An 11,396-nucleotide genomic window follows, 5' to 3' on the forward strand; every position below is an offset into this window, starting at 1 on the left:
CGTTCATGGCTCCAGGGTGGTGATGACGCCGGGCCGCATCTGGCAGCGGACGCGGATGTTGCGGCCGATGGTGTAGTGGCCTTCTACCATGTTGAAGGCGTCGGCCTGGATGACCTGGATGTCGCCCTCCTCGGCCGGGATGCCCTGGCGGTCGAGTTCCGCGCGCAGCATGGTGGTGGCGTCGTGTACGGCCTCGTCCAGGGTGTATGTGCGTTTGATGGGCTTGTGGATGCCCAGGCCCGGCACCGTGAAGCTGCCGCGCGAGGTGTCCACGGTCAGGACCAGGGACTGGGTCGGCCGGGTCAGGCAGGCGCCGATGGCGTTGGCCACCTGGGCATGACGGGGGGCGATGACGGGCAGGCCGAAGGTCTCCTCCAGCAGGGGGACCATGGCCTCGGCCGGGCCGCCGATGACCATGATGCGCTTCGGCTTGACCGTGCGGTCCTCGAGGATTTCCTGGATGGTGTAGACGGGACGGGAGTTGATGGCGTTCAGGAAGGCGTCGACCTTGCGCTTGAGGATGGACATGGCCATGTGCACGGCCTGCTCTGCGCATTCGCGGGCCGAGAGGCCCTGGGCCATGGCCACTTCCTTGATGCCCTTGGCCGAGCGTTCGCGGTCCCCGAAGGCGGCGTGGCCCAGGACGTTCATGGCGTCCATGAGGGCTGGGGCCGGGCCGCCGGCGGCCATGCACGGGCCGTGGCGGTCGGGGCCGACGCTGAGTTGCCCGCCGCGGGAACTGATGAACGAGTCGCCGCCGATGCCGATGGACTCGACCTTCAGGGCCCGGACCAGGGTCGGGTGCTCGCCGATGGAGATGCCGTCGCGCTCCAGGAGCGGGATGCCGTCCAGGAGCACGGCCATGTCCGTGGTGGTGCCGCCGATGTCGAGGATGAGGGCGTCCTCGGTCTGCGGGGCGGTGCTGAGTATGCCCATGACCGAGGCAGCCGGGCCGGAGAAGATGGACTGCACCGGAATCTCACGGGCGAGCTTGAGCGGCATGGTGCCGCCGTCGGCCTTGACGATGTTGATGTCGGCCTGGATGTTCAGGTCCAGAAGGCTCTGTTCCAGAGCGTCGGCGAAGGAGTTGAAGGTGCGCCAGACGGCCGAGTTGTAGTAGACGGTGCTGACGCGACGGCCGAAATTCAGGGACTCGGACACGCGGTGCCCCTGGGTCACGAAGTCGGCCTGCGGGGCCAGGGCCTCGGCGATGGCCATCTCCTGCTCGGGGTTGCGCGTGCAGAACTTGCCGACCACGCCGTAGACGCGGATGCCTTCTTCGCGGCAGCGCGCGGTCATGGGCTTGATGTGGTCGGGGCGGACCTTGGCCGAGACGGCACCGCGATGGTCAACGCAGCCACAGAGCACATGGTACTGCGCGCCCAGGGCGTAGGCCTGGGGGTTGATACCGGGGCCGGGGATGACGAACATGCCGACTTTCTCGGTATGGCCGGTGACGATGGAGTTGGTGGACAGGGTCGTGCTCAGGTTGAGGGTGCGGATCTCCGCGCCCTTGCAGTCCTTGAGGATGAGGCGGAGCACTTCGGAGATGGTCGCGAGCAGGTTGTCGTGGTCCGTGGGCACCTTGGCCATGGCTTCCACCCGGCCGTCCCGGATGCAGACACCGTCCGTGTGGGTTCCGCCGACATCGATTCCGATAAGCATATATCCGATCCTTGGGGCTGACGGTTGGCCGTGGCGGACGCCGCGGCTTCCGGGCGGCTTCGGCCGGCCAGGCGTGCGCGGGCGGGCTGAAGTCGGACTTGAGTTTTTTCCAAGCATGCAGCACCTCTGGCCGCAGGCGCCGGAGTCTGGTGACTCCGGGCGGGAGAAACGCAAGTTGCTTTTTCAGGTTGCATATTTACCGGACTGCAGGCGAAGCGCAAGCAGAATTCCGTAAACGGAGGGATATGATGGATAAACAGCTGGTGGACGGTTTTTTGGACTGCGTACGTGAGGCCGGGAGAGTAGTGCGTGAGCAGTGGAACGACCCCAGGGAGATCGCCTTCAAGGGGCGCATCGATCTCGTCACCCAGACCGATCTGGCCGTGGAGCGCCTGCTGTCCGAACGCCTGCCCGCGCTTTTGCCGGGGTCGTCCGTGCTGGCCGAGGAGTCGCATACGACCCTGGTCCCCGGCGATCTGACCTGGATCGTGGACCCGGTGGACGGAACCACGAACTACGCGCACCGGATTCCGATGGTCGCCGTCTCCGTGGCACTGTGGCGCGGGGGAAGGGTGGAACTCGGCGCGGTGTTCCTACCCGTCATGGACGAGCTTTTCTGGGCCGTCAGGGGAGAGGGCGCGTTCCTGAACGGCGAACGCATCCGCGTCAGCGGCGAGGCGGTCATGCAGTCGGCCCTGGTCGCAACCGGTTTCCCGTATTCGTTTTACGCGGAGATCGACGAGGTTTGCGCGCGACTGCGCCGCGTGCTGCTGGCATCCCAGGGCATCCGCAGGATGGGCGCGGCGGCCGTGGACCTGGCCTACACGGCCTGCGGCAGGCTCGACGGCTATTACGAGACGGGGCTCAAGCCTTGGGACACGGCCGCAGGGTGGCTTCTGGTGGAGGAAGCCGGAGGCCGCGTCAGCGCCCTGGACGGAGACTACGCCCTGGGCAGCCACATGATCGTGGCCACGAACGGCGCCGTGCACGACGAGTTGCAGGAACTGCTGCGGCTTGGGGACGAGGTCTGAGGCTCCCGGTTCAGATGTCGATGTCCAGGGACGAGAGCGGCGCGATCAGATCCCCCTTGGAATTGTAGAGCCCAGCATCGGGCTGCCCTGCCGGGGCGCCCTGGTCCTGTCCGGAATACCGCTTCCGGTGTTTCTTGCGCTGGTGGGTCAGATCCCAGGAGGGCTGTCCGTCCCTCCATCGCCGCTGCGATTCGGATTCGAGAACACGCAGGCCCATGCCCGCCTCCTTGGCCGTCCGTGGCCGCTGTCGTTGCCTGGAAAGGGCTTCCCTGCCCATGTACGTTCTATCGGACGCCCGCCGGAAAACTTGAATCCGTGTTTTTCCGCCCCCCCGACACGAAAAAGGCCCCCGGTGAACCCACCGGGAGCCTTCTTGCGGAGCGTCGCCCGCAATGAGCGTCATGCCTGTTCCCTCAGACCGAGCTGTCCAGGAGCGTGCCCCGGCCCGTGTACACGGGCATGAGCACATCCGTCTGGAAGGTGTACGAGTTCTGGTTCTGATGCTGGTTGGTGTTTCTGTTCATGTAGTCGATGGTCGTGCTGACCACGGCCGCCCCGAAGGTCTCCCTGTCGAAGGGCGCGGCTTTCGGGGACCCGTCGCCGTGCATGTAGTCGAGTGTCTTCCCGACCACGGCGGCGCCGAAGGTCGTCTTGTCGTAGACGGGGGCGTATCCCCCCGACATGCCTTGAATGTCCATGACTCCTCCCTGGTTTCGGGAACATGACGCCTGATTGGAACAATCGGCCGGATGGGCGGAAAACTTGAGGCCGGGACGGCGCGTCAGGAAAACCAGCGCAGGCCCGGCATGCCGGGCAGGAGCCCCTGCCGCGTGCAGCACTCGCCGAAGAGGGCCAAGCCGGCCTGCTCCCTGGGGCCAAGGTCGTAGTTCATGGCGCGCCAATAGCGGAGCAGGGCGGGGCTGGTCAGCCAGTCGGGCAGGTCGGGCAGGCGGGAGAGGGCTTCGAAACGGTCTTCCAGGCCGGCGGTGATGGCGGCGATATGCGCCTGCAGCCGTCCGAGCTGTTCCCGCGCGGCCCCGGCAAGTCCGCGGCGCACGATCCACACGGCGAAGACGAAGGGCAGCCCGGTCCAGGCCGCCCATTCCGTGGCCAGATCGACGATGTGCCAGCCTTGGGGCGGGTGCACGAAATGGCGCAGGGCGATGTTGCCGATCTCCAGGAAGGGTCGTCCCGTGGCCAGGCCGGCTCCGGGTTCGACCTCCTGCCATCTGGGCGCGGGCAGGCCCCACTTCTGGCTCCAGAGGACCTTCAGCAGCGCCGTGGACGTGGCCGACGCGCCGGTCAGGCAGACGGGGCCCGGGTTGCGCTGGAGCCATGCGGGCAGTTGGGCCAGGGGTACGGGCGAGAGGAAGAGCACGCTCTGCACTTCGGCGTGGGCGCAGATGGACGCCCCGGGCAGGAGTTCGTATTTTTCGGCGCGGAGCAGGTATTCGAAGGCCGAAGACGGGGAGATGTCCAACTCGCCCGAGGCCAGGGCCGCGTTCAGGCGGCTGGGATGGCCGGGTACGTAGCCGAAGTCAGGGCCCTCGGGGCAGACGCCTTCCAGCAGATGGAAGACGTGCCAGATGTTCAGATAGTCGATTCTGCCGATGCGAAGTGTCATGTGCGTAAAAAAAGGCGGGGTCGCCCCCGCCTCCGGTTCGTCATATTTCGGGGCCGGATCAGTCCAGCTGGGCCATCAGCGTGGCGCGGATGTCGTCGATGGAGCCTTCGCCGTCCAGTTCAATGTACTTGAAGCCGGCCTCTTTGGCCAGATTCTTGTAGTAGTAGGATGCGGCCAGGGTGCCGGTCTTGGCATCGTAGTAGATGTCGTGGCGCTTGTCGATGGCGCCTTCGTCCTGGTCGTCGGCGCGAGCGGAGAGATCGCCGCCGCAGACGCGGCACTTGTCGCCGTTGGGCTTGATGGCGTCAATAAAGATGTTGTTGGGGTGGTTGTTGTCGTTCTTGCAGAGGCGGCGGCCCATGATGCGGTTCTTGGCCACTTCGCGGGGCAGGAGGATCTCGATGACGAAGTTCAGCTTCACGCCGTCGGCCTGCAGGGCTTCCCACAGCTTCTGGGCCTGGACGATGGAGCGGGGGAAGCCGTCCAGCAGCCAGCCGTTGGGGCTGGAGTTCTTCAGCACGTCGAGGACCATGGGGATGGTGATGTCGTCAGGCACGAGTTCGCCCCTGTCGATGTACTCCTTGGCCTTCTTGCCGAGTTCGGTGCCGCCGCCGATGTGCTTGCGGAAGATGGCGCCGGATTCGATGTGGTCGAGGTCGTACTTCTTCTTGGCCAGAGAGCCCTGGGTGCCCTTGCCGCTGCCATTGGGTCCGAAAATGAGAATATTCAAGGCGAAAACCTCCTGTAAAAAATTTCACAAAGTACTATAGGCAGGCTTTTGGCCTGTCAATGAAAGATCGGAGGCGCTCTTGTCAGGAGAGGGACGCGCGGTTAGGGTCGCCCTACAACCATGAGCAGACGGGAGGGACCATGGGGCTGTTGGACGAATGGGGCGACGCCCTGGTGGAGGAGGGACTCAAGGAGGCCGCCGACACCTTTTTCGGGGCCCGCAAAGCCCTCGACGACGAGATCGCCTGGTTCGAGGAGCAGACGGCCAAGCTCCGGGCCAGGGCCGTGGAGATCCGTTCATGGTTCGCCGGACTGAACTGCCTGCTCGGCTCCGAGGCCGCCTCCCGCATGCTGTTCGACGCCCTGGGCGTGACCCTGGGCGACCCGTCCCTCCATGCCCACCAGGTCTGCAGCCTGCAGTTTCGCAGGCCGCGCAGCTTCACCCGCAAGGGCCTTTTCGCCAAGACCGTCTGGGAAGTCTACGAGCCCCTGGCCCGGTTCATCGAGGCCTACATGCACGGCGCCCCCTTCGCCGATCCCCTGCAGCCCGGCCGCGTCCTGATCACCGTCAACCACGACCATCTGCGCAAGCGCTGCGCGGAGATCAACGCGCGCATCAGGGGCGTCAACGAGTCCAACCGCCCCTCCGAATCCCTAGGCTTCGCCAAGAAGATGGACCAGATGCAGATGCTGAAGGAGTCCATCACGGGCGGCGGCGGCCAGACCTGGACCCTGGACAGGGACATGGCCTTCACGCCCCTGGACTTCGACACCTACGACCTCCCCGCCTTCCCCGACCTCCCCGTGGACAGCCGCGCCCAGGACAAGATCAGGTCATGCTGCAACACCATCTTCGCCACACGCCGCGACCACGTGGAGGACGTGCTGGGCGAGGTGTTTTCGCCGGATGACAAGAGGTTTTGCGTCTTGAGCCGGGAGGGGTGAGGAGGGGGAGAGAAAAGGATGGACGATATGGACGAGATGGACGTTATGGACGAACACGGACCGGGCGCGGGGTGACCATTGTCCGTGCAGGTCCGTGAAAGTCCGTGTCAGTCCATAAAGTCCATCGTGTCCATTTCGTCCATTGCCCTCTCTCCTGCCTACCTCATGCCCCTCTTCCTGAAATACCCCCCCAGCAGCAGTTCCAGCATCACGAAAAGCGCAATCGGCACGGCCAGGAAGATGAGCGTGACCATGGCGCCGAGGCCGCGGTTTGACGAGGTGATGACCGGGAAGAGGTAGCCCGTGAAGGACGGCACCGTGCCGCCGCCGATGAGGAAGACCAGGAAGTACTCCGAGAAGGCCACCAGGAAGACCACGCTGCCGCCGGCGGCCAGGGCCGGGAGGAGCAGGGGCAGTTCGACCTGGCGGAAGGCCTGCCAGGGCGAGGCGCCGAGGTTCAGGGCGCAGGTGCGGTAGTCCGGTCCCAGATGCGCGCAGGCCGTGGTCAGGGCGCGCAGCATGTAGGGGTAGGAGGCGATGGACAGCACCAGGACCACGCCGACCGTGCTGTCGGCCAGGCCCAGGCGGATGAACGCGAAGTGCAGTCCCATGCTGTAGGTCATGGCCGGCACCAGGGCCGGCGTGAGAAGGAGCCCTTCCAGCAGGTTCTTGCCCCGGAAGGACGCTCGGGCCAGGAACCGCGCCGGCCCCAGGGTCATGGCCACGGTCAGGGCCACGGTGGCCAGGGAATACGCCATCGACGACCCGAGGGCCGTCAGCATGGCGCCCGGGTTCCGCAGCGCCTGGGCAAAACCGTCCCAGGACAGCTCCGGCGGAAGCACATCCGGATAGCGCCACCCCGGCGCGCCCGCCTGGAGCAGGAGCACGCCCACGGGCAAAACGAAAAGCACGCCCAGCAGCACCAACGTCGCAGCGTTTCTCATGCCGTGTTCCACCCCACCAGCAAGGGGTGCAGGGGACGCGTCCCCTGCCCGCCGGAGGCATGCCTTCTCCCCCCGTCACAGCGTTTCTCATGCCTTGCCCCACCCCCCTGCAAGGGGTGCAGGGGACGCGTCCCCTGCCCGCCGGAGGCATGCCTTCCTCCCCCCGTCACAGCTTCCTCCCCCGGTCGTCCACGCGGCGGGCAAGGGCGTTGTAAAGCATGGTGAAGAGGGCCGTGAAGGCGAACATGAGGGCCAGGATGGCCATGGCCTGCGGTCGGTCGGCCAGGTCCTTCTGGAAATAGATGTCGTAGACGCGCATGGACAGCATGCCCGGCCGCGACTCGCCCAGCAGGAAGGGGATGTCGAAGGCCCCGAAGGCGTAGAGGAAGAGGATGATGAAGGCGCTGTGCATGGCCGGCAGCAGCCGCGGCAGGGTCACGCGGCGGAAGGTTTCGAGGGGGCCGGCGCCGAGCATGGCCGCGGTCTGCAGCAGGCGCGTGTCGAAGCCGAAGAGCACGGCCAGGACCATGAGCATGGCGAACGGCGTGCCCTTGAACATGTAGGCCAGGATCATGCCCAGCCCATCGCCGGCGTAGAGGAGTTGCGGGAAGTCCTGCGGGGTGGGGGCCAGACCCAGCGCGTGCGCGAGGGAGGCCAGCAGGCCCGTCTGCCCGAAGCAGAGGAGCACCAGGAAGGCCACGGCCACGTGGGGCAGGATCAGGCCGACCTTGTAGACCACGGCCGCTTGGCGCAGGCGCGCCGGGAGCTTCCAGACCATGTACCCGAGGGTCGTGCCCAGGAAGACGGAGCCCAGGGCCGAGACCAGGGACACGTAGAGGGTGAAGGCCAGGGAGCGCCGCATGGCCGCGCTGCCCAGGACCGCCCAGTAATGCTCCAGGGTGGGTCCGCCTGACGCGGTCGGCAGGAATAGTCCCAGGCTCTGCAGCGCGGTCAGGCACAGCCCGGCGGCGAAGATGCCGGCGAAGGGCGCAAGCAGCGGCAGCAGCGCGCGCGACGTCAGCGGGCTACGGGTCATGTCACCGGTCCAGGACGTTTGATTCCCAGTCTTTTTCCAGCAACTCCAGATAGTCTGAAGGGATTTCTGGGACTGCGGCCGCCGCCAGCGCGTCGGCGGGCAGGGTGGCCGCGCCGAGGTCCACGGCGGCGAACGCGACGGCCATGTCGGCCGGGAGGCGCTTCATGTCCAGGGCCGGCAGGTCGCCCCAGTTGGCGGGCAGGTACTTGGACAGCTGGGCCTCGGGGCTCATGAGGAAGTCGGCCACGACCATGGCCCCGGGCTTGTTGGGGGCGTTGAAGGGCATGGCCGTGAAGTGCGTGTTGGAGATGGTCCCCTCCTGCATGACGAAGGTGCGCACGGTGTCAGGGTAGGTCTTCTCTAGGATCTTCATCTGGGCGTGGGCCGGGTGGTAGGACATGCCCATGTCGATCTCGCCGCGGGCGAAAAGGGTGTCCAGGGCGGCGGCGTCCTTGGGGTAGGTCTTCCCCTGGCGCCACAGGGCCGGCGCCACCTCGTTCAGCCAGGCCCAGGTCTTGGGGGCGTTCGCGGCGTAGAGGCCCGCGTCGAGGCCCTGCATGTACTGTCCGTGTCCGCCCGTGGTCGCGTAGAAGACCTGGCGGACGAAGGCCGAGCCCGTGAAGTCCGGCGGCTGGGGGTAGGTGAAGCGGCCCGGGTTGGCCAGGATCCAGGCCTTCAGTTCGGCGAAGCTGCGCGGCGGGTTTTTGATCTTGGCGCTGTCGTACTCGAAGACGAACTGGGCCCGGCCGTAGGGGGCCTCGAAGCCGTCCACGGGGAAGCCGAAGTCGAAGCGGGACGCTTCGGGGTCGTAGTATGCCTTGAAATTCGGCATGCGGTCCAGGAACGGGCCGTAGAGCAGGCCGGCCTGGCGGGCGTTCTTGAAATTCTCGCCGTTGATCCACAGCAGGTCCATGGTTCCCGTGCCTTTGCCCGCGGCCTTCTCGGTCAGCAGCTTGTTGACGAAGACCGACGCGTCCATGGGCACGCGCACCAGCTTGATGCCGAAGCGCTTCCCGACCTCGGCCGCGACGTAGGTGTCGACCCAGGCGTTGATCTGGTCGCCGCCGCCCCACATGTGCCAGCGCACCTCGGTGCCCCGGGCCGCGGCCAGCATGTCGGCGTGGGTCATGGAATCGATCTCGGCGGCGCGGGCAACCCCGGCCAGGGACAGAAGGCAGAGCAGGGCAAGGATCAGATGTCGCGGCATGTCAACTCCCGTGTGTCGGATATGTGGTGTCGTCGATGGATGTGCGCAGGTCGGCGCCCGGCGCGCAGAGGCCGACGCGCACGCGCTGGCCGGTCTCGCCCACCGGGGCGAGGCTGTAGACGGTCAACGCGGCGCCGCGCAGGCTGACCTGATAGCTGATGTAATGACCGGCGAAGTGGAGGCCCTCGATGCGTCCCGGCCCGTCGTCGTCGACGGTCAGGCACAGGGATTCCGGGCGCAGGAGGGCGGCTTCGGCGGGCAGGCCCAGAAGGGCGGCCTGGGCCGGTTCCAGGCGGTTCACGGGCCCCAGGAACCGCGCCGTCTCCTCGTCGGCCGGGCGCAGGTAGACCTCACGGGGGCTGGCGTACTGGCGCAGGCGGCCGTCCAGCATGATGCCGATGCGGTCGGACATGGCCAGGGCCTCTTCCAGGTCGTGGGTGACGCTGACGGTGGTGGTCGAGAATTCCCGCTGGGTGGCGCGGATGAAGAGGGCCGTCTCCATCTTCAGGTTGCGGTCAAGGTTGGCGAAGGGCTCGTCCAGGAGCAGGAGCGCCGGTTCCACGACCATGGCCCGGGCCAGGGCCACGCGCTGCCGCTGGCCGCCCGAGAGCTGGGCGGGGTAGGCCCGGGCGCGGTCCTGCAGATGGAAGTAGCCGAGCATGTCCGTGACGCGCCGGCGGATTTCGGCGCGGGGCAGACGTCTTGCGCGCAGGCCGAAGGCCACGTTCTCGAACACGGTCATGTTCGGGAACAGGACGTAGTCCTGGAAGACGAGGATGGCCGGCCTTTCGCGGGTGACGGGCGGGTCCGTGGCCACGTGGCCGCGGTCCGCCCGTTCCAGGCCGGCGATGATGTGCAGCAGGGTGGTCTTGCCCACGCCCGAGGGGCCGATGATGGAAACCAGTTCCCCGTGCCCCGCCTCGAAGCTGACGTCGCGGAGCACGGGGACGCCCTGGAAGGACTTGCCCAGGTTGGAGATGGCCAGGCGCATGGGAGCGCTATTTCTCCAGAGCCTGGAAATGGCGCATGAAGCGCCGGTCGATGAAGTCCTTGAGCGTGAAGGCCAGGGAGTTGCGGAACGCGAAGGGCCCCTTGCTGAAGATGGCCGTATCGTCGCCCATGTTGAAGAGCAGCAGGTAGCTGCCACCCGGGTCGAAGGCCATGAGCCGCTGGCCGTTCAGGCTGGCCCTGACGTTGCGGTACAGGACGGGGTTTTCGCGCACGGCGTATACGCCGACCTTGTCCAGGGGTTGGGGCGCGAAGTCGATGCAGTCGCCGCCGCCGAAGATTTCCGGGTGCTCGACGCACTGCAGACGTTCGTTGACCAGCAGCCCGCCCGTGGGTCCCGTGGGCAGGCCCGATTCGGCGAAGATGCGTGAAGGGCGTACGCCCGTGGCGACGAAGACGAGGTCGGGACGGTGCGTCATACCACCCTGAAGCACGGCGCCGTCGCGGATCTCCTGCACGTAGCCGTCCTCACGGATGTCGATGTCCTGGGCGCTCAGGGACTGTCGGGCCATGTCGCGGATCTTGTCCGGCAGGCGCCCCAGCAGGCCGCGGCCGGCGAAGAGGGTGATGCGCGGGGCGTGACGCCCGCGGTGCCTGGCCAGCCTGCGGACGTTGCCCGCGATCTCCAGGGCGGCCGGCCCGCCGCCGACCACGGCCACGTGCCCCTTGGTCCTGGCGGCGCACAGGGACACGACGGCGCGTTGGGCCTCCTGCAGGCGTTCGATGGGCTTGACCGTGAAGACGTTCGCCGTTTCGCCGTGGATGTTGTCGAAGGGGATGAAGCTGCCCGCGTTGCAGGACAGCACGTCGTAGGCGATGACCTGGCCCGAGTCGGTCGTCACGGTGCGGTCCTGGGCGTCGATGCCCGTGACCTTGGCGCGCACGAAGGAGCCGCCCTGGCGATCGACCACGTAGCGGGTGGCGAAGCGGATGTCGTCGGGCGAGTAGCTCAGGCCGAGCATGCCCGGTCCCATGCCGGAATAGTAGTGGAAATCGGAAGGTTGGATGACGACGACCTCATGGCCGTCCCTGACCAGGTCCCGGATGTGGGCCAGGATGGTCATGTGCGCATGGCCGCCTCCGGCCAGGACGAGTCTGCCCATATTTATGCTCCGTGATGAAGTTGGAGACGAGGCGGCAAGGCCGCCTGATCATGTTTAATCATACTCTCGGGGGCGATGCAACGACTTGGCCGCAATGGCGCCCG

At 66.7% G+C, this 11,396-nt stretch carries 12 protein-coding genes; 2 read left to right on the top strand and 10 right to left on the bottom strand.

What is annotated here, in order from left to right; genetic code table 11:
- Positions 1–3: 3 nt before the first annotated feature.
- Complete coding sequence (locus ACYQ3G_RS07580) at positions 4–1,665, bottom strand: hydantoinase/oxoprolinase family protein (protein ID WP_459824358.1); 1,662 nt, start codon at positions 1,663–1,665, stop codon at positions 4–6.
- A 248-nt stretch (positions 1,666–1,913) separates the two neighbouring features.
- Here ACYQ3G_RS07580 and ACYQ3G_RS07585 point away from each other — a divergent pair, with 248 nt between their 5' ends.
- Complete coding sequence (locus ACYQ3G_RS07585) at positions 1,914–2,696, top strand: inositol monophosphatase family protein (RefSeq protein WP_459824361.1); 783 nt, start codon at positions 1,914–1,916, stop codon at positions 2,694–2,696.
- 10 nt (positions 2,697–2,706) lie between these two features.
- Here the strand turns inward: ACYQ3G_RS07585 and ACYQ3G_RS07590 are convergent, their stop codons facing one another.
- The 4 genes from ACYQ3G_RS07590 to ACYQ3G_RS07605 form a co-directional block, all read right to left on the bottom strand.
- Complete coding sequence (locus ACYQ3G_RS07590) at positions 2,707–2,913, bottom strand: hypothetical protein (protein ID WP_459824364.1); 207 nt, start codon at positions 2,911–2,913, stop codon at positions 2,707–2,709.
- 196 nt (positions 2,914–3,109) lie between these two features.
- Complete coding sequence (locus ACYQ3G_RS07595) at positions 3,110–3,394, bottom strand: hypothetical protein (RefSeq protein ID WP_459824367.1); 285 nt, start codon at positions 3,392–3,394, stop codon at positions 3,110–3,112.
- An 83-nt stretch (positions 3,395–3,477) separates the two neighbouring features.
- Positions 3,478–4,320, bottom strand: a complete 843-nt coding sequence (locus tag ACYQ3G_RS07600) for a menaquinone biosynthetic enzyme MqnA/MqnD family protein (protein WP_459824370.1) — start codon at positions 4,318–4,320, stop codon at positions 3,478–3,480.
- A 58-nt stretch (positions 4,321–4,378) separates the two neighbouring features.
- Positions 4,379–5,050 carry an adenylate kinase gene (locus ACYQ3G_RS07605; protein ID WP_459824372.1) on the bottom strand — a complete coding sequence of 224 codons (672 nt, stop codon included), beginning with the start codon at positions 5,048–5,050 and terminating at the stop codon, positions 4,379–4,381.
- 140 nt (positions 5,051–5,190) lie between these two features.
- On the opposite strand from ACYQ3G_RS07605, the gene ACYQ3G_RS07610 reads away from it, so the two are divergent.
- Entirely contained in the window at positions 5,191–5,994 is an 804-nt protein-coding gene (locus ACYQ3G_RS07610) for a hypothetical protein (RefSeq protein ID WP_459824374.1), read from the top strand.
- Positions 5,995–6,152: 158 nt separating this feature from the next.
- Here ACYQ3G_RS07610 and ACYQ3G_RS07615 read toward each other — a convergent pair whose 3' ends face one another.
- From ACYQ3G_RS07615 to ACYQ3G_RS07635, 5 genes are all read right to left on the bottom strand, one after another.
- On the bottom strand, positions 6,153–6,938 hold the full coding sequence (locus ACYQ3G_RS07615) for an ABC transporter permease (protein ID WP_459824376.1): 786 nt from the start codon (positions 6,936–6,938) through the stop codon (positions 6,153–6,155).
- 166 nt (positions 6,939–7,104) lie between these two features.
- Positions 7,105–7,974: an ABC transporter permease gene (locus ACYQ3G_RS07620; RefSeq protein ID WP_459824379.1), complete on the bottom strand. Its 870-nt coding sequence runs from the start codon at positions 7,972–7,974 to the stop codon at positions 7,105–7,107.
- Between the two features lies 1 nt (position 7,975).
- Positions 7,976–9,181, bottom strand: a complete 1,206-nt coding sequence (locus ACYQ3G_RS07625; RefSeq protein WP_459824382.1) for an ABC transporter substrate-binding protein — start codon at positions 9,179–9,181, stop codon at positions 7,976–7,978.
- Position 9,182: 1 nt separating this feature from the next.
- Positions 9,183–10,172, bottom strand: coding sequence for an ABC transporter ATP-binding protein (locus ACYQ3G_RS07630; protein WP_459824384.1), 990 nt, complete (start codon positions 10,170–10,172; stop codon positions 9,183–9,185).
- Positions 10,173–10,179: 7 nt separating this feature from the next.
- Entirely contained in the window at positions 10,180–11,292 is a 1,113-nt protein-coding gene (locus ACYQ3G_RS07635) for an NAD(P)/FAD-dependent oxidoreductase (protein ID WP_459824387.1), read from the bottom strand.
- Between the last annotated feature and the right edge of the window lie 104 nt (positions 11,293–11,396).

The organism is Desulfomicrobium salsuginis, from assembly GCF_054657795.1.

Excerpts from the sequence above, each read along its gene's own strand:
- ACYQ3G_RS07580 (WP_459824358.1), bottom strand. The coding sequence starts at position 1,665 with ATGCTTATCGGAATCGATGTCGGCGGAACCCACACGGACGGTGTCTGC.
- ACYQ3G_RS07585 (WP_459824361.1), top strand. The coding sequence starts at position 1,914 with ATGGATAAACAGCTGGTGGACGGTTTTTTGGACTGCGTACGTGAGGCC.
- ACYQ3G_RS07590 (WP_459824364.1), bottom strand. The coding sequence starts at position 2,913 with ATGGGCCTGCGTGTTCTCGAATCCGAATCGCAGCGGCGATGGAGGGAC.
- ACYQ3G_RS07595 (WP_459824367.1), bottom strand. The coding sequence starts at position 3,394 with ATGGACATTCAAGGCATGTCGGGGGGATACGCCCCCGTCTACGACAAG.
- ACYQ3G_RS07600 (WP_459824370.1), bottom strand. The coding sequence starts at position 4,320 with ATGACACTTCGCATCGGCAGAATCGACTATCTGAACATCTGGCACGTC.
- ACYQ3G_RS07610 (WP_459824374.1), top strand. The coding sequence starts at position 5,191 with ATGGGGCTGTTGGACGAATGGGGCGACGCCCTGGTGGAGGAGGGACTC.
- ACYQ3G_RS07615 (WP_459824376.1), bottom strand. The coding sequence starts at position 6,938 with ATGAGAAACGCTGCGACGTTGGTGCTGCTGGGCGTGCTTTTCGTTTTG.
- ACYQ3G_RS07620 (WP_459824379.1), bottom strand. The coding sequence starts at position 7,974 with ATGACCCGTAGCCCGCTGACGTCGCGCGCGCTGCTGCCGCTGCTTGCG.
- ACYQ3G_RS07625 (WP_459824382.1), bottom strand. The coding sequence starts at position 9,181 with ATGCCGCGACATCTGATCCTTGCCCTGCTCTGCCTTCTGTCCCTGGCC.
- ACYQ3G_RS07630 (WP_459824384.1), bottom strand. The coding sequence starts at position 10,172 with ATGCGCCTGGCCATCTCCAACCTGGGCAAGTCCTTCCAGGGCGTCCCC.
- ACYQ3G_RS07635 (WP_459824387.1), bottom strand. The coding sequence starts at position 11,292 with ATGGGCAGACTCGTCCTGGCCGGAGGCGGCCATGCGCACATGACCATC.